The sequence below is a fragment of the Longimicrobiales bacterium genome (assembly GCA_028823235.1).
GTDB lineage: Bacteria > Gemmatimonadota > Gemmatimonadetes > Longimicrobiales > Gaopeijiaceae > UBA2589.
On the sequence record JAPKBW010000016.1, the window covers coordinates 26,203 to 46,348 of the forward strand.

17 protein-coding genes and 1 pseudogene are annotated in these 20,146 nt (G+C 61.3%); 9 read left to right on the forward strand and 9 right to left on the reverse strand.

Translation table 11 applies throughout. The annotated features are described in order from the left end of the window. The first annotated feature begins 125 nt into the window (after positions 1 to 125). Positions 126 to 2,933, forward strand: coding sequence for an aconitate hydratase AcnA (acnA, locus tag OSA81_10145; GenBank protein MDE0899367.1), 2,808 nt, complete (start codon positions 126 to 128; stop codon positions 2,931 to 2,933). 42 nt (positions 2,934 to 2,975) lie between these two features. Here acnA and OSA81_10150 read toward each other — a convergent pair whose 3' ends face one another. The 3 genes from OSA81_10150 to OSA81_10160 are packed head-to-tail and all read right to left on the reverse strand — an operon-like array spanning position 2,976 to position 6,148. After that, positions 2,976 to 3,749 (reverse strand): hypothetical protein, encoded by a 774-nt coding sequence (locus OSA81_10150; GenBank protein MDE0899368.1) that lies wholly within the window; start codon positions 3,747 to 3,749, stop codon positions 2,976 to 2,978. 13 nt (positions 3,750 to 3,762) lie between these two features. Next, complete coding sequence (floA, locus tag OSA81_10155) at positions 3,763 to 4,752, reverse strand: flotillin-like protein FloA (GenBank protein ID MDE0899369.1); 990 nt, start codon at positions 4,750 to 4,752, stop codon at positions 3,763 to 3,765. Positions 4,753 to 4,789: 37 nt separating this feature from the next. Then, a complete protein-coding gene (locus OSA81_10160) occupies positions 4,790 to 6,148 on the reverse strand; it encodes an ATP-dependent Clp protease proteolytic subunit (GenBank protein ID MDE0899370.1) in 1,359 nt (452 codons plus the stop codon). 236 nt (positions 6,149 to 6,384) lie between these two features. On the opposite strand from OSA81_10160, the gene OSA81_10165 reads away from it, so the two are divergent. The 8 genes from OSA81_10165 to OSA81_10200 all read left to right on the forward strand — a co-directional run bounded on the left by OSA81_10165 (position 6,385) and on the right by OSA81_10200 (position 14,409). Beyond that, the gene (locus OSA81_10165; protein MDE0899371.1) at positions 6,385 to 7,185 is read left to right on the forward strand and encodes an enoyl-CoA hydratase/isomerase family protein; all 801 of its coding nucleotides are present in this window, start codon (positions 6,385 to 6,387) and stop codon (positions 7,183 to 7,185) included. Between the two features lie 90 nt (positions 7,186 to 7,275). Continuing rightward, positions 7,276 to 8,736: an aldehyde dehydrogenase family protein gene (locus tag OSA81_10170; protein ID MDE0899372.1), complete on the forward strand. Its 1,461-nt coding sequence runs from the start codon at positions 7,276 to 7,278 to the stop codon at positions 8,734 to 8,736. Positions 8,737 to 8,770: 34 nt separating this feature from the next. Next, a complete protein-coding gene (locus OSA81_10175) occupies positions 8,771 to 9,967 on the forward strand; it encodes a thiolase family protein (GenBank protein ID MDE0899373.1) in 1,197 nt (398 codons plus the stop codon). Beyond that, entirely contained in the window at positions 9,964 to 10,830 is an 867-nt protein-coding gene (locus OSA81_10180; protein ID MDE0899374.1) for a 3-hydroxyacyl-CoA dehydrogenase family protein, read from the forward strand. Before OSA81_10175 ends, OSA81_10180 begins: the two co-directional genes overlap by 4 nt. A gap of 40 nt (positions 10,831 to 10,870) precedes the next feature. Beyond that, positions 10,871 to 11,653: an enoyl-CoA hydratase-related protein gene (locus tag OSA81_10185; GenBank protein ID MDE0899375.1), complete on the forward strand. Its 783-nt coding sequence runs from the start codon at positions 10,871 to 10,873 to the stop codon at positions 11,651 to 11,653. Between the two features lie 118 nt (positions 11,654 to 11,771). Continuing rightward, on the forward strand, positions 11,772 to 12,734 hold the full coding sequence (locus tag OSA81_10190; protein MDE0899376.1) for a class A beta-lactamase-related serine hydrolase: 963 nt from the start codon (positions 11,772 to 11,774) through the stop codon (positions 12,732 to 12,734). Continuing rightward, the gene (locus OSA81_10195; GenBank protein ID MDE0899377.1) at positions 12,731 to 12,952 is read left to right on the forward strand and encodes a DUF3311 domain-containing protein; all 222 of its coding nucleotides are present in this window, start codon (positions 12,731 to 12,733) and stop codon (positions 12,950 to 12,952) included. Before OSA81_10190 ends, OSA81_10195 begins: the two co-directional genes overlap by 4 nt. Continuing rightward, positions 12,952 to 14,409 (forward strand): sodium:solute symporter family protein, encoded by a 1,458-nt coding sequence (locus tag OSA81_10200; GenBank protein MDE0899378.1) that lies wholly within the window; start codon positions 12,952 to 12,954, stop codon positions 14,407 to 14,409. The genes OSA81_10195 and OSA81_10200 overlap by 1 nt, the downstream gene beginning before the upstream one ends. A gap of 75 nt (positions 14,410 to 14,484) precedes the next feature. Here the strand turns inward: OSA81_10200 and OSA81_10205 are convergent, their stop codons facing one another. The 6 genes and pseudogenes from OSA81_10205 to OSA81_10230 all read right to left on the reverse strand — a co-directional run bounded on the left by OSA81_10205 (position 14,485) and on the right by OSA81_10230 (position 20,136). Next, positions 14,485 to 15,513, reverse strand: coding sequence for a lytic transglycosylase domain-containing protein (locus OSA81_10205; GenBank protein MDE0899379.1), 1,029 nt, complete (start codon positions 15,511 to 15,513; stop codon positions 14,485 to 14,487). 181 nt (positions 15,514 to 15,694) lie between these two features. Beyond that, positions 15,695 to 15,949 (reverse strand): 50S ribosomal protein L27, encoded by a 255-nt coding sequence (rpmA, locus tag OSA81_10210; GenBank protein ID MDE0899380.1) that lies wholly within the window; start codon positions 15,947 to 15,949, stop codon positions 15,695 to 15,697. Between the two features lie 35 nt (positions 15,950 to 15,984). Then, complete coding sequence (rplU, locus tag OSA81_10215) at positions 15,985 to 16,302, reverse strand: 50S ribosomal protein L21 (protein ID MDE0899381.1); 318 nt, start codon at positions 16,300 to 16,302, stop codon at positions 15,985 to 15,987. Between the two features lie 97 nt (positions 16,303 to 16,399). Beyond that, on the reverse strand, positions 16,400 to 17,914 hold the full coding sequence (locus OSA81_10220; GenBank protein MDE0899382.1) for an Rne/Rng family ribonuclease: 1,515 nt from the start codon (positions 17,912 to 17,914) through the stop codon (positions 16,400 to 16,402). A gap of 287 nt (positions 17,915 to 18,201) precedes the next feature. After that, positions 18,202 to 19,398, reverse strand: a pseudogene (locus tag OSA81_10225) (acyl-CoA dehydrogenase family protein). A 492-nt stretch (positions 19,399 to 19,890) separates the two neighbouring features. After that, positions 19,891 to 20,136 (reverse strand): hypothetical protein, encoded by a 246-nt coding sequence (locus OSA81_10230; GenBank protein ID MDE0899383.1) that lies wholly within the window; start codon positions 20,134 to 20,136, stop codon positions 19,891 to 19,893. Positions 20,137 to 20,146: the final 10 nt, after the last annotated feature.

Genomic DNA, 20,146 nt, shown 5'->3' on the forward strand with positions numbered 1-20,146 from the left:
CCCCTCCGCAGTCTCGGAGTCCCCAAGGGCATCCCTGGAGGCCCCTGACACCGCCCCCGACTTTCACCATTCTTAGAGGCTGGGGTGCCCGGCACCCAGGGATGGACGACAGACATGGAGCCAACGTGGCAGAGCTAAGAAGCGACCCCTTCGGTGCCCTTACAAACGTCGACCTGCCGGAAGGGCCGACGTCTTTTTACAGGCTTTCACGGCTTCAGGACGAAGGCGTGGTCGACTCACTCGATCGCCTGCCCTTCTCTATTCGGGTCCTGCTCGAGAACACGCTCCGACACGCGGGAGATGGCTATGTGACCGAAGACCACGTCCAGGCGGTCACCAAGTGGAGCCCAAACAACTCTGGCGCTGACGTCCCCTTCATGCCTACGCGGGTCGTTTTGCAGGACTTTACGGGTGTGCCTGCCGTCGTAGACCTCGCGGCCATGCGTGACGGCCTCAGGGCGATGGGTGGCGATCCCTCACGGATCAACCCTGTCGTCCCGGCCGATCTCGTCATCGACCACTCGGTTCAGGTCGACTTCGCGGGCTTCCGGGACGCATTCCGCTTGAATGTCGAAAAGGAGTTCGAGCGGAATCGTGAGCGATACGCACTCCTTCGCTGGGCCCAAGAGGCGTTCGACAATTTCTCGGTTGTCCCCCCAGGAACCGGCATCGTACACCAGGTGAACCTGGAGTATCTCGCCTCGGTAATTCACCGAAAGGAGCACAACGGGCTCAACCTCGCCTACCCGGACACACTCGTGGGAACCGACTCGCACACGACCATGGTTAACGGACTCGGCGTCCTCGGCTGGGGGGTCGGAGGAATCGAAGCCGAAGCGGTGGTACTTGGACAGCCCTACTACATGCTTCTGCCAGAAGTCGTGGGCATGAAGCTGACGGGGGTTCTCCCCGAGGGTGCGACCGCGACCGATCTGGTGCTTCGCGTCACGGAAATGCTTCGGAGTCATGGGGTCGTAGGCCGCTTCGTCGAGTACTACGGCGCGGGGCTGAGCAACCTCACGCTCCCCGATATGGCCACCCTGGCCAACATGTCGCCTGAGTACGGATCCACCGTCGGCTTCTTCCCGGTCGACGACTCCACGCTGACCTACCTCCGTGGCACGGGCCGAGACGAGGCCATGGTGCAGCGCGTCGAGACGGTGTCTAAGGAACTCGGGCTCTTCCGTACTGATGACACACCTGATCCGGAATTCACGTCGAGTATCGAGCTGGATCTCTCCACGGTAGAGCCGAGCCTCGCCGGTCCAAAGCGCCCACAGGACCGGATTCCCATGGCAGACATGCGGACGCAATTCGAGAAGGATCTGCCGGCACTCGTTCCGGCCGGCTTCGCTCTACCGAACGGTGGGGAGACTGAGGACGAGGGCGCGGTTCAGTCTGGAGAGAGCTGGAGTGGAGCGGCTGGCAGCGAGGCTTCGGCCATCGCGGCGACCGCAGACCCGCGGTGTGTGAGCATCGACTGCGACGGCGAAGAGGTCGAGATCCGGGACGGAACCATCGTCCTCGCGTCGATCACGAGCTGCACGAATACGTCGAACCCCTCGGTCATGGTCGGCGCAGGGCTGGTGGCGAAGAAGGCGGTCGAGAAGGGGCTCAAGGTCAAGCCATGGGTGAAGACGGCGATGGCCCCCGGCAGCCAGGTCGTGACGGACTATCTGACCGAGTCAGGCCTCCTGCCCTACCTCGAGGAGCTTCGTTTCCACGTGGTCGGCTACGGCTGCATGACCTGCATCGGCAACTCAGGTCCGCTTCCGGAGAACATCCACAACGCCATTGAGGAAAACGGCCTGGTCGTTTCGTCGGTGCTCTCGGGCAATCGCAACTTCGAAGCGCGGATTCACCCATTGATTCGAGCCAACTACCTGGCCTCGCCTGGCCTCGTCGTCGCCTATGCGATCGCGGGTCGAATGGATGTCGACCTCTACAACGAGCCGCTCGGACACGGGTCAGACGGACAGCCTGTATTCCTTGCGGACATCTGGCCGACACCGAAGGAAGTGAGCGATACGGTCGCCTCCTCATTGAAGCCCGAGATGTTCACGAAGCGGTACGCCACGGTCTCCACCGGGGACGAGAACTGGCAGGCTCTCCCTCTTCCCGAAGAGGGCAGCCTATACGACTGGGTACCTGACTCCACGTACGTCCGCCTTCCCCCGTTCTTCGAGGGGATGGATCTCGAAGTACCCAAGCCACAGGACATCTCTGGCGCACGAGTGCTGGCGATGCTTGGACAGTCTGTCACGACCGATCATATCTCACCCGCCGGAGCCATTCCAAAGGCCGAGCCAGCCGGGACATACCTGCGCGAACACGGCGTCGCGGTGAAGGATTTCAACACCTTCGGATCGAGACGCGGAAATCACGAGGTGATGATGCGCGGGACGTTCGGCAACGTCCGAATCAAGAATCTCCTTCTCGATGGGACAGAGGGTGGGTACACCCTGCACCTCCCCACGAACGAAGAGATGCCGATTTACGACGCTTCCATGCTGTACCAGGAAGCCGGCACTCCGCTCGTGGTGCTGGCTGGACAGGAGTACGGGACGGGGAGCTCCCGGGACTGGGCGGCGAAGGGCACGATCCTGCTTGGAGTGAAGGCCGTCATCGCCGAGAGCTTCGAGCGCATTCACCGAAGCAACTTGGTTGGCATGGGCGTCCTACCGCTCGAGTTCGTGGATGGTCAAACGCCCACGTCGCTCGGACTCACCGGGCACGAGACATTCGATCTAACCGGGATCGGCGATAGCCTGAAGCCCCGGTGCATGATCAACGTCACGGCCACCGGAACGGATGGTTCGGAAAAGAGCTTTACTGCCAAGGCCCGCCTCGACTCCGATGTGGACGTCGAATACTACGAAAACGGCGGCATTCTCCAGACCGTTCTCAGGAAGATGGCACGCGGCGACATGTAGTTCTTTCCGGCGACCGGGGCGCTCCCTTCAGGAGCGCCCCGGTCAGTCGTCGTCTCGCATCGAAACGGGTGGGCCAAGAACCTCCTGGAGAATCACGGCCTGACGCAGGCCCGAGTCTCCGTGACTGAGCAACTGAGCGCGAACAGCCCGCGCGTCCTTGCTCAGCTCCCAATTCAACGGGTCGAGTCCATCTTGTTCGGAACGCGCCCTTTCAGATGGGTCTGTTCCGTATCCTGCATGCGCCTCATGGACCGGGTGCTCAGAGCCCTGCCTTCCCGCAGAACGATCGACCACTTTCGATCGCGGAGTCCGCGATCGTGGTGGCTCAGGTACCCGTGTCCGGCTCGACGAGGTCCTCGTCGGAGCCGGCAGCGGCGGAGACTGCTTCGGGGTCTTAACCGTGCGCGCTCGCTCGCGCTGCACCTCTGATCTCCGAACTCGCTCCTGTTCCGCCTCGAACTTCCCAGCCAGCCCTGCGAGTTCCTCCAGGAGCCCTCCGGGTAGCATCGTATCCGCTGACGAACTTCTGGACGTCTCGCGCGGGGCGGCATGCCGAGGTTGGAGTGACCCCTCCCCGCGCTCGTCGTAGGACAGTTGCTCATCATAGGAGGGGCCTTCGTCATACGATGGATCCTCATCGTACGTCGGCAGGTCCGGCGGATTGTTCGTCCACTCGAACTGCTGCTCAAGCGGCTCCGAGGGGTCGGGCCGGGATGCCCCACCCGACCCCTCGGTCCTTCCGGCCTTCTTCTTTCTCGCGATCGACTCGGCGATCGAAAAAAAGATGATCACGGCAAAGAAGATCAGCTCTTCCATGGCAGGCTACGCCCTACTCGGAGGCAGAAGTAGGCCCGTCGTCCGGCCCGGCGATCGCCGTCCGCATGTTCGTGTCAGCCTCGATGTTCCGGTACTTGAGGAAGTCCATTACACCAAGGTTTCCAGACCGGAGCGCCTCAGCCATCGCGAGCGGCACCTGCGCCTCGGCCTTCACCACCTCAGCCTGCATCTGACCCACGAGAGCTTTCATTTCCTGCTCTTCTGCCACCGCCATGGCGCGGCGCTCTTCCGCCCTGGCCTGGGCGACGCGCTTGTCGGCCTCAGCCTGATCAGTCTGGAGCTCCGCTCCGATGTTTTTCCCGACGTCGACGTCTGCGATGTCGATGGAGAGAATCTCGAACGCAGTCCCTGAGTCGAGTCCCTTCGCGAGCACGGTCTGGGAGATCGCATCAGGGTCCTGCAGCACGGCCTTGTGCGTTTCAGCCGAGCCGATCGTCGACACGATCCCCTCGCCGACACGGGCCAGAATCGTGTCCTCACCCGCACCACCGACAAGTCGGTTAATGTTCGCCCGAACCGTGACTCGAGCGACCGCGATGAGCTGAATGCCGTCCTTCGCCATCGCTGCCACTTTAGGCGTATTGATGACCTTCGGATTGACCGACACCTGTACGGCCTCAAAGACGTCACGTCCCGCAAGGTCAATGGCAGCCGCCTGATTGAATGCCAACTCGATCCTCGCCTTGTCTGCTGAAATCAGAGCGCCAACGACACGATCGACACGTCCACCCGCCAGATAGTGAGCTTCAAGCGCGTTGATATCGAGGTCGAGACCGGCCTTTGTTGCGTTGATAAGGGGCCGTACGATCGCGGCCGGGGACACTTTGCGAAGCCGCATCCCGATGAGCGTTCCAATCGAAACCGTCACCCCGGCAGACAGAGCCTCCACCCAGAGGCGTACCGGGATCGCCCACAGGACCATAGACAACACCATCACCATGACGACCAGGAAGATCGGCGTGACCATTGCTACACCATCCATGACTTTGCCTCATTTCGAGCAAAAGTGATTGATTAGATCAAGCGTCCTGAGCGGTCTCATCCTCCGAGATCGCGCGCACGACGTGTCGATACCCTTCCGCGCTTATCACGCGGACCGGGGTTCCTTCAGTAATCCATTCCGACTCGGAGACGACGTCGATTCGCTCATCTCCGAACAATGCCGTCCCTGACGGACGCAAATCTGTGATCGCACTTCCGGGCACACCGATCAGGTCTGATCGGATCTCGGCAGACTCGTATCCGATCGCTCGATCCGTGCTGTCGAACAGAAAGATGCCGCTCTTCGCAAGTCGTGAGCTGCCGGGCAGTGTGCGGATCAACACCCACGCGCAGACGGCGATGAGCACAACCGTCGTGCTGAGCACGAGCCCTGCGCGCGCAAAATCCGGAGATGTCGGCAATCCGCCGAGCATACTGAGATACAGGCCAGCCGTCACACCGATCCCCCCAACGAGTCCGAACAGACCGAAGCCCGGAACAAGGAACACTTCAGCTCCGATGAGCAGAAGCCCTGTGCCGAAGATGATGATGTCCTCGAGCCCGGCCAGTCCCACGATCATATGAGATCCGAAGAATAGCGAGAGCGAGAGAAGGCCAGCGGCCCCGGCTAGGCCGAACGTCGGTGTCTTGATTTCGGTGATGAGCCCCAGGAACCCCAGCGTCAGCAGGAACGGGGCGACGACGGGATTCGAGAAGAAGCGAACCACCCTTTCGGCCCAGTTGGCCTCAGCGGTCGTGACCGCGGCCCCCTCGTGCCCGAGTTCGACCAGAAGAGCTTCCAGATCGGCGACCTCCAGGGCGTAGTCGATATCGACCGCCTCGGTGGTGGTCAACGTCAGAAGCTTCCCTGGCTCCACCACACCCTCGATTTCGATATCCTCATCGACCATCGCGGCGGCCACCTCTGGATCCAGACCCGCCGATTCGGCCAGCGCACGCATCTCGCTCCGCATGGCAGAGACGATCTTCTCAGAAGCCTTCGTGCCTGCGCCGTCGACCGGAGTCGCTGCGCCGATCACTGAGCCAGGGCGCATGTAGATGCGATCCGTGGAGAGGGCGATCAGAGCGCCAGCCGAGAAGGCTCGTCGATTCACGAGCGTATATACGGGGATCGAGGCGTCCGTGAGGGCGTCAGAGATACGCTGCGCTGCGTCGACCCGCCCACCCGGCGTATCCATATCAAGAATCAGCGCCAGCGCCCCCGCTGCCGTCGCCTCTTCAATGCTGCGTTCGATAAACGGCGCCAGCCCAAGCTCGACTACCCCGGTCACCGGCACACGAAGCACATAGCCTTCTTCCTGGGCGGCGACAGGACTCGCAATCGCGGAGAGGAGAGCGGCTGCGGCTGTGATCGCGATCGGGATGCGGCGTATCATCTTCAAGATCCTCCAGCGTGTCCTCATGGACACAAGGTACGGTGTTGGATAAACCACACAACGTGACTACACACTCCGGGAAGAAACCCTTCGAATCGAACTCCGCTAGGTTGACCCCCGGGGACGACTTCGGGAGTTTTGAGGCTCTCCGGCGCCCGGCTCGAGCGAGCAGGCGACGCCTCGTTGTGCGGCCCCCGGAGACGTAGTCACGCATTCAACTTCAGGGGTAAGCCCAGATGTCCGATTCGGTATTGGTCCACTACGAGGTTCGGGGCAAAGTTGCCCTCCTGACCCTCGACGACCCGCCCGCGAACACCTACACACACGAAATGATGCGCCAGCTCGACGAGTGCATCGTCAGGGCGCGCTTCGACGAAGCGGCTGAAGTCATCGTTCTGACCGGTAAAGGCGAGAAGTTTTTCTGCGCCGGCGCGAACATCGGCATGCTCTCGCAGGCTGACCCGGAGTGGAAGTACTGCTTCTGCCTGCACGCCAACGAGACCCTCAATCGCCTCGAACAGACCCCGAAGTTGGTCATCGCGGCGCTCAACGGGCACACGGTTGGGGGTGGCCTCGAGATCGCGATGGCCGCTGATATCCGGATCGCACGTAAGGATTCGGGGAAAGTGGGGCTTCCCGAGGTTGCTCTCGGCGTTCTGCCGGGGACCGGCGGTACGCAGCGCCTGGTTCGCCTCGTTGGTAAGCCGACTGCGATTCAGATGATGGCAGAAGGCACGACGTTCGGTTTTGACGACGCCCTCCGCCATGGCATCATCAACGAGGTCTACGACCACGAAGACCGCGACAGCTTCCTCGAGGCGGTGCTCGAGTACGCGAACCAGTTCACGACGCCGAACAAGGCGACCAAAGCCGTCGGACTCATCAAGCGTTCCGTGCAGACCGGTGCCGAGCTGCCGTTCGAGCTGGCTCTTGCCCTGGAGCGTGAATTGCAGGCTCAGCTCTTCGCCAGCAGCGACGCGAAAGAGGGCCTGAACGCCTACGTCGAGAAGCGCAAAGCCAAGTTCACGGGCAGCTGACGCAGCACTCTCGGCTCAATGCCGTGGCGAAGGCGGGGTCCGGAGGCACTCCGGGCCCCGTTTTTGTTTCATCACTATTCGGAGTACACCATGCTGGAGCATACCATCCGGAACCGGATGTGGATCGGAAACGAGTGGGTGGACGCCGCTGACGGCGGGACGTTCGCGACCATCAATCCCGCGACGGGTGAGGTCATTACCGAGGTCGCGTCTGGCCAGGCGGCGGATATCGACAAAGCGGTAGCGGCTGCGAAGGATGCCGCCGGGAGTTCAGAGTGGCGCGACATGAACCCCCACAAGCGCTCACGACTCCTCTGGAAGCTCGCTGATGCGATCGCTGCGGCAGGTGACGAGCTCGGTGCCCTCGAGACGGCAGACAACGGAAAGCCGTACTTCGAGTCGAGGAAGGTGGACGTCCCGAGCGTGGTGGAGAATTTCCGCTACTTCGCGGGGATGGCCGACAAGATCCAAGGAGGGACGATTCCGGTAGCGGGACCGTTCTTCAACTACACGCTTCGTGAGCCAATCGGGGTCGTTGGCTGTATCACGCCGTGGAATTTCCCACTCTCCCTGGCGACGTGGAAGATTGCCCCTGCTCTGGCATGCGGGAACACCGTCGTTCTGAAGCCAGCGGAGCAGACGCCACTGACAGCAATCCGGCTCGCAGAACTCGCTGCCGAAGTCGGCTTCCCCGCTGGCGTGCTCAACGTCGTCCCCGGTTTCGGAGAGACGGCCGGTGCAGCACTGGTCCGTCACCCGGACGTCGACGCCATCTCGTTCACCGGGTCGACCGAGGTGGGCAAGATCGTCATGAGAGAGGCGGCGGAGACACTCAAGAAGGTGTCGCTGGAGCTGGGTGGTAAGTCGCCGAACATCGTCTTGGCCGACGCCGACGTAAAAAGCGCTGTCCGAGGCGCGACAACGGGCATTTTCTACGGCAAGGGCGAGGTTTGCGCGGCGGGTTCACGCGTGCTGGTCGAACGGCCCATCTACGATGAATTCGTCGAAGCCTTTGCAGCACGAGCAGCCAAGCAGACGGTCGGTGACCCGATGGATGCGAATACTCGTCTGGGTGCCATCGTGAGTGAGGAACAGCTCGATCGGGTGATGAGCTACGTCGAGGCAGGCAAAAAGGAAGGCGCCCGTCTGCTGACCGGTGGAGAGCGCACGACGGTTGACGGGAAAGGAAACTTCGTGACCGCGACAGTATTCGCCGACGTCGACTCAAAGATGAGGATCGCGCAGGAAGAAATCTTCGGACCGGTCGCCGCGGTGATTCCCGTGGAGGACGTCGAGGACGCCATTCAGGTCGCCAACGATACGGCCTACGGCCTGGCTGCCGGTATATGGACGCGTGACGTCGGGAAGGCGCATCGGGTGGCCCGTCAGGTGCAAGCCGGTACCGTCTGGATCAACACGTACAACCAGTACGACTCCGCATCCCCGTTCGGTGGCTACAAGCAAAGCGGATTCGGTCGAGATCTGGGCTACGAGGCCGCGCTCGACAAATACACCCAAGTGAAGAGCGTCTGGGTGGCGCTCGACGCCTGACCCCACCGTCATTCGCCAAAGAGACGACTACGATATGCGTGAAGCGTGGATTATCGACGCGGTTCGAACCCCCATCGGTCGACACGGGGGCGGACTCGCCTCGGTCCGTCCAGATGATCTGGCTGCCCTGACGATCGGTGCACTGGTCGAACGCACAGATCTGGATCCCGAGACGATTGATGATGTGCTGTTCGGGTGTAGCAACCAGGCCGGTGAGGACAACCGGAACGTGGCGCGCATGGCGGCTCTGCGCGCCGGACTTCCTCTGAGCGTTCCCGGGCAGACGGTGAACCGTCTGTGTGGTTCGGGTATGCAGGCCGTGCTCTCGGCATCCCACGCGATCGCGGCAGGAGCCGGAGACGTGTTCATCGCCGGCGGTGTGGAAAGCATGAGCCGGGCACCCTATGTCATGCTGAAGCCGTCCATGGGCTACCAGCGGGGCCATCCCGAGACCGCAGATACAGTCCTGGGGTGGAGGTTTGCGAATCCCGCTTTTGACCCTGAATGGACGATCGGCCTTGGGGAAACCGCCGAGGTGGTGGCCGATGAGTTCGGGGTCACGCGAGAGGCGCAGGACGCCTTCGCCGCGGAGAGTCAGCAACGTGCTGAGCGCGCTATCGCAGCGGGCCGCTTCGACGACGAAATCGTTCCAGTCTCCGTGCCTCAGCGTAGAGGTGATCCGGTCATCGTCTCGGCCGATGAGCATCCACGTGCGGATACGACCGCAGAATCCCTGGCGCGTCTGCGCCCCGTATTCCAGAAAGACGGGACGGTCACCGCGGGCAATTCCTCGGGCATCAATGACGGCGCCGCCGCTCTCCTGGTTGTCTCGGAGGAGAAAGGCAGAGAGCTAGGCCTTGAGCCGATGGCGCGAGTTGTGGGCGGGGCTATCGCAGGCCTCGAGCCACAGCGCATGGGTGTCGGCCCCATCCGGGCTACTCGCAAGGCGTTTAGCAGACACGGCTGGTCGGCTTCGGACATCGATCTTGCCGAGTTGAATGAGGCGTTTGCGGCCCAAGCGTTGCCCTGCATGGCTGAGCTGGGCCTCGATGCGGAGCGAGTGAACGTGAACGGTGGCGCCATCGCCCTGGGACACCCCGTGGGATGCTCGGGAGCCCGCATCGTGGTGACGCTGCTCCACGAGATGAAGAAGCAAGACGCCAGTCGAGGCATGGCCTCCATGTGCGTCGGTGTTGGACAGGGGATCACGAGCCTCTGGGAGCGGTCATGAGCGGCGGAGCCAGCCACATCGACACCGTCGCAGTCCTCGGAGCCGGGACCATGGGCCATGGCATCGCCCAGGTATGCGCTGCCGCCGGCTGCACGGTTCGGATGTTCGACATCAACGAAGACGCGGTGTCGGCGGGACTCGGCCGTGTGCGAGGCAACCTCGACAAGGGCATCGCGCGGGGGAAGGTGACGGAGGAGGAGCGGCACGACGTACTGTCTCGACTCACAACCACGACCGCGATCACCGATGCCGTGGATCAGGCCGATCTCGTTATTGAGGCTGCCCCTGAGTCCATGGAACTGAAGGAACGGATCTTTCGCGAGGTAGATGCGGCGGCACCCGCTACAGCTATTCTCGGATCTAATACGTCGTCCTTGTCCATCGCACAGATCGCTACGGTAGTCAGTGATCCCACACGCTTTGTCGGCCTGCACTTCTTCAACCCGGTTCACATCATGAGCCTGGTCGAAGTGGTCTGGGGCCCGGACACGTCAGAGCAGACGCGGGACGCGTCAGTGGCCTTCGCGCATCGACTGGGCAAAGAGCCGATCGTGGTGAGGGACGCGCCCGGCTTTGCTTCTTCCCGTCTCGGCATCGTCCTGGGTATGGAAGCGATCCGAATGGTCGAGCAGGGCGTCGCCAGTCCGGAAGACATCGACAAGGCGATGGAGCTCGGCTACCGACACCCAATGGGCCCCCTCAAGCTTACCGACCTGGTCGGACTCGACGTTCGCTTGGGCATCACCGAGTACCTCCACGAGACGCTCGGTTCAGATGCGTTTAACCCGCCCGCCCTGCTCCGCCAGATGGTCTCGGACGGAAAGCTCGGGAAGAAGAGCGGTCAGGGCTTCTACCAGTGGTAGAGCTTCCGGCAGTTACAATCGTCCATCAGATGGAGATTTCATGAGTACCAGGGCCGTTCTCCTAGAGAAACGTGACGACTTCATCGCAGTAATCACTCTCAATCGACCGGAGAAACTGAACGCGCTGAACGCCGAAGTGCGTGGACTGATCCGCGACATGCTCGACGAGCTCGCGACGGACGACTCCGTTCGCGCCGTCGTGATCCACGGCACAGGCAAGAAAGCTTTTGTCGCCGGCGCGGACGTGACGGAATTCCATGCACGGACCCCCGAAGAGCAGCGCGCGGTGTATGCGCAGCGCCGCATCTACGAAACAATCGCTGACTTTCCGAAGCCGGTGATCGCAGCCATTCACGGATTCTGTATCGGTGGAGGATCGGAGCTCGCGCTCGCGTGTGATATCCGAGTGGCCGACCGTACAACGCGTATCAGCCAAGCAGAAATAAGGATTGGGCTGATCCCCGGCGGAGGGGGTACCCAGAGACTGGCACGGCTCGTGGGGCGCGGATGGGCCTCGATCATCAGTTTTACCGGAGACTTCGTCGAAGCAGACGAAGCAGAGCGAATCGGCCTGATCGACGTCCTCGTGGATGAGGGCAAGGCGCTGGAAAGGGCGCTTGAACTGGCAGGCCGGATGACGCGGTGGAGTCCGGTCTCGCTCAGGCTTGCCAAGGACGCGATCCGGGCGGCGTACGAGATGCCGATGGAGGACGGCCTCGTCTATGAGAAGGAAAGATTCCTCGACGCCTTCGCCTCCGAGGACGGAAAAGAAGGTGTCGCCGCCTTCGTCGAGAAGCGGAAACCTGACTTCAAGGGTCGCTGACTTCGCCGCTCCTTTTGGGCGAACATCGGTGAAATAGAACAACGCTCGAAGATTGACGGGTGCGACTGCGGCCGTCCCACTGTAGGATGCCTCGTCCGATCATCGTCCGGAGGCATCCATGCACCCACGCTGGTTTCCCGACCTGCGGTCCGTCGTCTCAACCCTCCTAGCTCTCTTACTGCTACTCAGCGCCTCCGCATCTGTAGTGAGTGCTCAGGCGGAACACCTGAGCATTATCAGGGGGAAACTCCAGACGGACTTCGAGGGCATCGTAGACACCTACGAGGGTGTTGCAGGCATCCACGTCCTCGACCTGACCACGGGCGATCGGTTCTCTGTTCAGGATGACCTGCTCTTCCCGCAGGCCAGTGCCATCAAGATTCCGATCCTCATCGAGCTCTTTCGCCGAGCAGAGTCTGAGCCCGACCTGCTCCGCAAGCGCATCGAGCTGACAGACGAAGTCCGAACCGCGGGGAGTGGCGTGCTGCAGGTGCTCACAGACGGAGGCTCTGCGTTGGCGCTTGAGGACTACGCCATCTACATGGTCGTGCACTCGGACAACACCGCAACGAACGTGCTCATCGATGAACTGGGCATGGACGCCATCAACGCTCTGTCAGCATCACTTGGGGCGACTCAAACGCTGCTCCAGAGGAAGATGATCCGCCCCGCGGAATCGGCCCGCGGCAATGAGAACCTCTCCACCCCTCGTGACGCAGCCCTGATCATGGAGAAGATCGCGACGTGCGACCTCCCGATGAGCGAGGCGTCCTGTCAGCGCGTTCGTGAGATCCTCGAGATCTACAAGGGTGGCCCCATCCGGACCCCTGTCCCAGCCACGATTCCGATCGCGTTCAAGCCCGGCGGGATCACGGGCGTTTCGACCGTGTGGGGACTGGTCGACGTCCCGGACCGTCCCTACGTGATCTCAGTGATGTCCAACTACGGTGGAAACGGAGGAGCCGTCGTCGAAGCCGCGTCTGCGGCCGCGTTCGACTACTTCAGTCGGTTGTCCGGAATCACGGAGTACGGCACCCGAGTGCCACTCGATGTGAAGCGCCGAATCGGAGATTCACGATGAGCCTGAAGACAGCACGCACCCTCACGGGTGTGTATTTCATCGCGATGCTCGTCGCGGTGACGTGGCCCGGCCTCGTCCCCTTCTCCCGGATCCGGCCGTTCGTCCTGGGCCTGCCCTTCTCGCTGGCCTGGATCGCGCTCTGGATCGCTGGCAGCGTCCTCGTGATCTACCTGCTGGACCAAGTCGAGCAGCAGCATCGTGACGGGGGTGACACCTGATGGAACAGTGGATCGTCGTCACGATCGTAATCGCGCTCTATCTCGGGGTCACGCTGACGATCGGCCTGATGGCCGGTCGCAAGTCCACGGACAGTGTGACTGGGTACGTCGCGGCAGACCGAAGCTTCGGGCTGCTGGTCATGTACTTCGTCACCGGGGCGTCGGTGTTCAGTGCCTTCGCGTTCCTCGGAGGGCCCGGGTGGGCCTATTCGAGGGGTGCGGCCGCGTTCTACATCCTGGCGTACGGGGCGTTGGGCATGGCCCCGTTCTACTGGATCGGGCCGAAAATCGCAAAGCTCGGGCGAACGCATGGCTACGTAACCCAGGCGCAGCTGATCACGGGGCGATTTCCCTCGAAGAGCCTCTCAGGGCTGATCGCCCTCCTCAGCCTTGTGGCCTTCGTCCCCTACGTGACCATCCAGATGCGGGGGGCCGGGATCGTCATCGAGGCGGTCACAGAGGGGCATGTACCTCTCTGGCTCGGCGCCTTGATCGCCTACGGCATCGTCATCATCTACGTGCTTGCTGCGGGCGCGATGGCGGTCGGGTGGACCAATACCTTCCAGGGTATCTTCATGGTGGTGATCGCCTGGACCCTCGGTCTCTACCTGCCGATTCGTCTGTATGGCAGCGTCGGCGAGATGTTCACTCAGATTGCGGCCGTCCGACCCGAGCTCCTCGTACCGCCGGGGCTCGACGCGGCGGGAGACCCATGGAGTTGGGGCGCATTCTCTTCGCTCATCTTGGTGAGCGCGGTCGGGCTGATGATGTGGCCGCATCTCTTCATGAAGGCCTTCACCGCGAAGGATGACGATACGATACGCCGGACGGTCATGTTGTTCCCGACCTTCCAGCTCTTTCTGATACCAGTGTTCCTGATCGGCTTTTCGGGAGTCCTCTTCACGGGAAGTCCGCCGTCGTCGGACTTCATCCTGCCATTCATGATCCTCGAGACAGACTTGCCCGCCCTTGTGGTCGGCCTGTTCTGCGCAGGAGCACTTTCCGCCTCGATGTCGACGGGAGACGCACTCCTACACGCGTCCGCCTCCGTCGTGGTCGAAGACGGAGTCATGCAGTTCGTAGAGATCAAAGAAAAGACACAGCGTCGTCTGATGCAGGCACTGGTGCTACTCACCGGCGCGATTGCTTACTATTTCGCACTCGACCCGAACTCATCGCTGGTTCAGCTGCTGGCCTCGGCATACGGGATCATTTCTCAGTTCGCCCCTCCCGTGTTAGCTGCCCTCTACTGGAAACGCGCCACTACGCAGGGTGCGGTCGCAGGGCTCACCACGGGTGCCCTCGTAGCGTTCTTCTTCTGGCAAAATCCGGAATGGAAGCCCTTCGACATCCATGAGGGCATCCTCGCACTGCTCGTGCACATTCCAGTCCTGGTCGGTGTCAGCCTGACGACGCCAGCTCAGAACGACGAACACGTCGCGCAGTTCGTAAACTAGTCCCCGAGACAGCAAACAAGGTCGGCCGCCAATTGGCAGCCGACCCCGTTTGCACCTCAACACTGCCCTTAGCGACTAGTCGTCATCCGCGAGGCGGGCCGGAAGCTTCCCAGACATTCCTGCGATTACCTGGGCACTCCCACCAACCGGGATCCGCACGCCATAAATCTCGAATGGCGGCGTAACACCCTTCAACAGGTGCGGATTCAGGGCTACCAGATCAGTAACGCCGATGTCGAGCGTTGCAGCCACGCTCTGCAGCGTTGTTCCTCCGGGCACGAAGACGTTCTCGTACCGATACGGCAGGACGTCGGACGCGTCGAAACCGAGCGCATCCGCATCATTCGCGAGCATGGTTACCGCAATCATCTTCGGCACATACTCGCGGGTCTCGCGCGGCAGATACTCGAGCACGTCCCAATAGCTCTCTTCCACGCTGAAACGACCATCAGCGTGCCGATTAAGAATACGCTCCATGCGCCCCGGACCGGCGTTGAACGCCGCGGCAGCGAGGTACCACGAACCGCCGAAGCGGTCATGGAGCCACGCCAGGTAGTCCAGAGCAGCATCCGTGGCCGCAATCGGATCTTTTCGTTCATCGACATAGGCGTCGACACGGAGCCCGTATTGCTGTGCCGTGGGACCCATGAACTGCCATATACCCACAGCGGACACTCGGGATACCGCGAGCGGGGAAAACCCGGATTCGATCATCGCGAGATAGAGCAGTCCTTCCGGCATGCCCCGATCCCGGAGCTTCCCGCGAATCATGTCGGCGTAGACCTCGCGCTGACGCAGCATCGCATCGAACTCTTCCCGCCGCGTGGTTTCGAACGCGGTCACCCAACGTTCCACACGCGGGTTCATTTCGAGGGGGATCGTCGGCGCGGCCGGCACGGGCGAGACAATTGCCTCAAGCGTCGCGGTTCGTAGCGCCGGATCCTGGCCAATCCAGAGGAGGAACACCGCCAGCAGCGGCACGACCAGAAGCGGCCCTAACCAACGGATTCGCGAAAGCTCAACCCTCCGATCCTGCTCAGATTCCACAAGGGAATCCCATCTATCGACACGGACATCAAGCCCGCGAAGGTTCATGGCAGACATCGCCGTCCTCCTTCTATTGTCGCCCTTTCATCTCCGCACGTAATAGCGGAGAATCAGGATTCTGAGATCAAAGATCCGGAATCGGCTCGGGCGTTCCATCTGCGCAACCACGCGCAGATATACAAAGAAGTCCGGCCACGCGTTGTGATGCCGCGGGCCGGACTCCTATAAGCGTTGGGAACTACTCTGCGGCGTAAACTGAAACGACGCTACGGGCCCTCATGCGCTCGAACGTCACGACGCCATCAATGAGAGAAAACAGAGTGTCATCCTTGCCTCGACCGACATTGCGACCGGGGTGAACTCGCGTGCCGCGCTGACGGATGATGATGCCACCAGCTCGCACTGGCTGACCACCAGCTCGCTTCACGCCAAGACGGTTCGGGTTGCTGTCCCGTCCGTTCCTGCTCGAACCACCAGCTTTCTTATGTGCCATTGAATACCCCTTCTATTGAGAGAATCGAGTTACGCTCAACCGAGCGCGACTTCCTCGATTCGAATCTCCGTATAGTTCTGGCGGTGTCCTTGCTTCTTCCGGTAACCCTTCCGGCGCTTCCGCTTGAACACGATGATCTTGTCTGCGCGGCCGTGGCGCAGGACTTCAGCTTTCACTGAAGCACCGTCCACGGTGGGTGCACCGACCTGCACCTTCTCTTCGCCGTCACCGGCGAGAAGAACGTGGTCGAACGTCACTGAATCTCCTGGCTCCACTTCGAGCGAAGGAATCCGGAAGCGGCTACCGGGCTCGGCCCGGAATTGTTTACCACCTGTCTGAAAAACGGCGTACATATCGAGTTCCCAATTGGGCTCGGACTTCGGTGCAGAGCCAGTAAATGTCGAAAGGACCCGCGGGGGGGTCAAGACGTATAGATCGTCAATTCTCTGATCAGGCCGCGTACTTGTCGGTGATGTCGTTCTCCGCGGTTCCGGAAAGGAGGCGGAACTCGTCCAGCCGCATCAGCGGATCGTCTCGGAGTCGAAGGTCCAGGCTGGTTTTGTCCATAAGACGCTTGAGCAAACCTGGCTCCTCTTCGATGACTCGCAACGCGACTTCGGGGTGCACCCGAACGACGATACTCTTCTCCTCGTTTGATGACGCGGCTCGCTTGAGCGTCCGCTCGATCTGGCGCACCACCGTCGCTGGCGTATACACCCGGCCGATTCCGCCACACGACTGACAGATCGACGTGAGAGAATTGAACACTGACGGCCGCACACGCTGGCGGGTCATTTCGATCAGACCGAGATGGGAAATCTCGAACGCCTTCGTACGCGCCCGGTCAAGGCTCAGGTGTGAGCGCAATTCTCTCAGCACCTTGTCGCGGTTCGACTGGGACTCCATGTCGATGAAGTCGACGACGATGATCCCGCCGACGTCTCGCAGGCGAAGCTGTTTCGCCACCTCACCAGCCGCCTCCATGTTCGTCTTCACGATCGTCTCTTCAGGGTCCTTCTTGCCCTTCCCAGTAAAGCGACCGGTGTTCACATCGATGGAGACCAGCGCTTCGGTCGGCTCGATCACCAGACTCCCGCCGGACTTGAGTCGGACGTTACGACGGAAGGCTTTCTGGATGTCCTCCTCGACTCCGAATTCGTCAAAGAGGGATGAAGAGCCTTGGTACCGGTGGACCCGATCGAGCAGGTCAGGGTCGACATTCTTCACGTAGTCGACGATCTCGTCGTACGCACCCTGAGAGTCGACGCGAAGAGCTTCGAACTTGTCGGTAAACAGGTCCCTGATCACGCCGCTGATCAGAGTCGCTTCCCGATTCACAGCAGCCGGGGCGCTCTTCGACTTTGCAGCCGCGTCGATTTCCTTCCAACGCTCGTGAAGTCGCTTGAACTCGCGCTCGAGCTTCTCCGCAGTGACCTCTTCTCCAACCGTGCGTACGATGATTCCACCAGAGTTATCCGGGAGAATCTTCTGAGCCATCTTCCGTAGCTTGGTACGCTGGTCTCGGCCCTCGATCTTGCGGCTGACTCCTACTCGTGATGCCTGAGGCATGTACACTAGGAATCGACCCGGCAGAGAAATCTGCGCGGTTAATCTGGGCCCCTTCGTGCTGATCGCCTCCTTGGTGACCTGCACCAGGAGTGTCTGGCCCTTCCGGATGTGATCCTGGATCGGCGGGAGCTGGCGACTGCGCCGAGGTCCACGACCGCGGCCTTTTCCACTGCCCTCGTCCTCGTCTCCAAGATTCAGATCGGAAACGTGCAGGAATCCTGCTTTCCCGGTCCCGATGTCAACGAAAGCAGCCTGAATGCCCGGAAGCACGGCGTCGACCTTCCCAAGGAAGATGTCGCCAAGGACCCGATTCTGATCGGGGCGGTCAAACATGACCTCGACCAATTTGTTGTCTTCACGGAGCGCGACCCACGATTCTTGTGGGTTCGAGCTCACGAGGATTTCTCTCCTCAAACTGTGTCCTCCAATTGTCTGGTCAGCCCTTTGACCCTCACCGGCACCTTGGGCGTCCCGGGGCTGCTCGTCGCGAAAAACGAAAACGTGCAGCCTCGGCGACCACCAAATTCCGGTGTCTACCAGGCGCAGTAGAGCGGCGTCGTCCCGTAAAACTTCAGACGCACACCCCGACCGCTTTGGACCAACGTTCCTTAGTTCATTTAGACACCGGCCGGCTCCCTAGCCGCGCCCGGTGTTGTTGCCATTTGTGGTTCGGTCATCATCTCGCGAAGCATTGTGCGCGCAATGACGATCTTTTGAATCTCATTCGTTCCTTCACCGATCTCGCAGATTTTTGCGTCACGCATCATCCGTTCCACCGGGTAGTCACTCGTGTACCCAGCGCCACCCATTACTTGGATCGCGTCGAGCGTCGCGCGCATGGAAAGCTCAGAACAGAAGAGCTTCGCCATGGCGGCCTGCTTTCCGAACGGCTGCCCCTGATCCTTGAGCCACGCCGCGTGATAGGTGAGATGGCGTCCGGCTTCAATATCCGTCGCGATCTCAGCCAGCTTGAACTGAACCTGCTGAAAGTCCCAGACGCGCTGACCGAACTGCTCGCGCTCATTCGTGTAACGAACGGCCGTATCAAGAGCGCCTTCCGCAATCCCGAGCGAGAGCGCCGCGACACCAATACGGCCGGCATCGAGCGTCTTCATGAAATTTGTAAAGCCTTGGCCTTCCTCGCCGAGGCGGTGTGCCTCAGGGACGAAAACGTCCTCAAAATGCAGCTCGCGCGTATCAGACGCCCGCCAGCCCATCTTGTCCTCTTTCTCACCAGCCCGGAAACCCTCCGCGAACGGGAGGTCGCTCCGGTGGCCGTAGTCGAGCGTCTCGGCACGCGCGAGGTCGACCGTCGGCTTACACACGATGAAGCTGCTGATCCCCTTGGAGCCCCGACCGGGTGTTGTGACCGCAGTCGCTACGAAGATCTCACCCACGCCTGCGTTCGTGATGAAAATCTTGGATCCATTGAGCCGATATCCATCCCCTTCCCGAACAGCCCTCGTCCGCGTGCCCGAGGCGTCTGAACCGGCCCCCGGCTCGGTCAGCCCAAATCCGCCGAGTACATCTCCCGACGCGAGCGCGGGAACAAATGCCCGCTTCTGCTCATCTGTCCCGAATGAGAGAATCGGCGAGAGACCGAGCGTCGTGTGAGCGGAAACGGTAATCGAGTGGCTCGCGTCAAACTTTCCGAGTTCCTCAACGACGAGGATGTAGCTCAGATAGTCGAGGCCCATTCCCCCGAGGTCACGCGGTACGGGAACACCGAACAGGCCCATCTCAGCCATGCCCTTGATGTTCTCCCACGGGAACTCTCCGGTCTCGTCAATTTCACGAGCCACCGGGGCGATCGCCTCATGTCCAAACCGATTCACACGCTCACGAAGAGCGATGTGCTCGGCGGTCAGATATCTATCCATCAACGGCAGGCATTCCCGATATGAAGTCGCATCCACATCGATCACAGAGTCCACAATCTTCCACTATGATCTCACCAAAGTAGCGTAAAAGAACTTTTCGGCGGCATTCGCGGGTCCGTGCAAACTCTTCCACGGCATCAGGTTTGGCGAATATATGGCGACGGCGATGCGCCGCCGAATCGAGATTCGCCTTACGGAAAAACCCTACCCGGTGCGTCAAGGGCACTGTCGAGCAGCGTGGGTTCTACTGGTCATGGACACACCGGAACCACGCGTCGGATGCCTCCTGAACGGTCCAGTGCGCCCAGCAGCCCGTCCGGCACGTCAGACACAGCCATGTCTCCGGCCGGGTACCCAACAACGCGACTATGGCGGCCGGTGCGGCACTCGGGTACCCGAGTGCCGCGCGAAGAACAGGGGGGGCGACACCATGAAGAAGGGTGTCGGAGAGTCCCGGGCGGTGGGATGCGGGAGCCGGCCTTACGCCTCAGGCTAGTCCGACGAAAGAGAGTCGTCCTTCATGTCAGCTTCGTCATGCCCATCATCCACCGCCGGGTCCGTTGCACGCACGGGAAGGAATCTCAGAAGCATCGCGGACATGAGCAATGCGAGCGCCACGCCTGTAATCCAGCGTTTTTCAAAGAATATGCCCGAGAGCCCGACAGCCGCCGCGATCGAGAAGATCCCGATCTTCCATTCGAGAAACTGGTCGTCGCGACTGCCTCGGCCTCCCCTCATCGTCGGACGG

Coding starts and splice junctions, on each gene's coding strand:
- OSA81_10160 (MDE0899370.1), bottom strand. CDS start 6,148: ATGATACGCCGCATCCCGATCGCGATCACAGCCGCAGCCGCTCTCCTC.
- OSA81_10205 (MDE0899379.1), bottom strand. CDS start 15,513: ATGTCTGCCATGAACCTTCGCGGGCTTGATGTCCGTGTCGATAGATGG.
- OSA81_10170 (MDE0899372.1), top strand. CDS start 7,276: ATGCTGGAGCATACCATCCGGAACCGGATGTGGATCGGAAACGAGTGG.
- OSA81_10185 (MDE0899375.1), top strand. CDS start 10,871: ATGAGTACCAGGGCCGTTCTCCTAGAGAAACGTGACGACTTCATCGCA.
- OSA81_10230 (MDE0899383.1), bottom strand. CDS start 20,136: ATGAGGGGAGGCCGAGGCAGTCGCGACGACCAGTTTCTCGAATGGAAG.
- OSA81_10190 (MDE0899376.1), top strand. CDS start 11,772: ATGCACCCACGCTGGTTTCCCGACCTGCGGTCCGTCGTCTCAACCCTC.
- rplU (MDE0899381.1), bottom strand. CDS start 16,302: ATGTACGCCGTTTTTCAGACAGGTGGTAAACAATTCCGGGCCGAGCCC.
- OSA81_10195 (MDE0899377.1), top strand. CDS start 12,731: ATGAGCCTGAAGACAGCACGCACCCTCACGGGTGTGTATTTCATCGCG.
- OSA81_10200 (MDE0899378.1), top strand. CDS start 12,952: ATGGAACAGTGGATCGTCGTCACGATCGTAATCGCGCTCTATCTCGGG.
- rpmA (MDE0899380.1), bottom strand. CDS start 15,949: ATGGCACATAAGAAAGCTGGTGGTTCGAGCAGGAACGGACGGGACAGC.
- OSA81_10165 (MDE0899371.1), top strand. CDS start 6,385: ATGTCCGATTCGGTATTGGTCCACTACGAGGTTCGGGGCAAAGTTGCC.
- OSA81_10175 (MDE0899373.1), top strand. CDS start 8,771: ATGCGTGAAGCGTGGATTATCGACGCGGTTCGAACCCCCATCGGTCGA.
- OSA81_10180 (MDE0899374.1), top strand. CDS start 9,964: ATGAGCGGCGGAGCCAGCCACATCGACACCGTCGCAGTCCTCGGAGCC.
- OSA81_10150 (MDE0899368.1), bottom strand. CDS start 3,749: ATGGAAGAGCTGATCTTCTTTGCCGTGATCATCTTTTTTTCGATCGCC.
- floA (MDE0899369.1), bottom strand. CDS start 4,752: ATGGATGGTGTAGCAATGGTCACGCCGATCTTCCTGGTCGTCATGGTG.